This is a genomic window from Alcanivorax sp. HI0044 (assembly GCF_001634945.1).
The window spans coordinates 1-862 of the sequence record NZ_LWEZ01001095.1 but is presented as its reverse complement, the minus strand read 5'-3'; the positions used below and the strand labels follow the sequence as shown (position 1 = coordinate 862).

The 862-nt window shown below is 56.5% G+C and carries 1 protein-coding gene; it reads left to right on the top strand.

Annotation, left to right across the window (positions count from 1 at the left end):
* Positions 1-385: 385 nt before the first annotated feature.
* The coding region (locus A3730_RS13110) for a transposase (RefSeq protein WP_156501199.1) at positions 386-862 on the top strand (477 nt) is incomplete at its 3' end.

Below are 862 nucleotides of genomic sequence, written 5' to 3'. Positions count from 1 at the left end.
CGGAGGACGATCAAAGCTAGAAGCTAGAAGCCACAAAAAAACCGCGCCCGAAGGGGTGCGGTTTTTTTGTGGCTTCTAGCTTCTAGCTTTGATCGTCCTCCGGACGATGTCCTCGCTTCGCTCGGTTCGCACCCTAAACGGTGCTTGTATGTTTGAATGCTCTTCCTGCAACCATGCAGGACTTGCCGGGGTGGAGGGACCAAAGGAGCATCTGACCCAAGGGTACAGACGGTAGGAGATTTGGCCCCACCCCGCACCTATTCATACGCCGATAAAGAATCCATCGGCTGAGTTGCACCTCAGACCGACGATACCTAGCAAGCCAGCGTTTCAGGTGCGCCCCGACAAGCATGTGTAACCTAGCGCAAGGGGCTGTTCAGTGGCAATGCAAGTAGAACCCTCCATTATCGGCATCGACGTGGCCAAGGCCGAGTTGGTCATCTATTTTCTGGGCCAGACCTATTCCATTGAGAACACACCCCAAGCCATTCGGGCTTGGCTCAAGGATCTGCCTTCCCTCTGCGAGATAGCCATCGAGGCCACTGGCACTTATCACATGGATGTCATTGAGCTGGCCCACCGTAAAGGCCACCACATCTACGTGATTGATGGTTCTCGCCTCCACCATTACCGCAAGGGCACAGGTGGTCGCGCAAAAACGGACGCCTCTGATGCGCAGCTACTTGCCCGCCATCTGCAACATGAAAAAGGGGCCTTGCGCCGCTGGAGTCCGCCACCCAAGGCGTATCGGACGCTGCAGACCCTACTGCGCCGCCGTGCGGCACTGGTCAAGGCACGAACCATTATCCAGCAAAGCCTGGGTGCAGAGCCGCTACTCAAAGCGGGCTTGAAGAGGTTGATC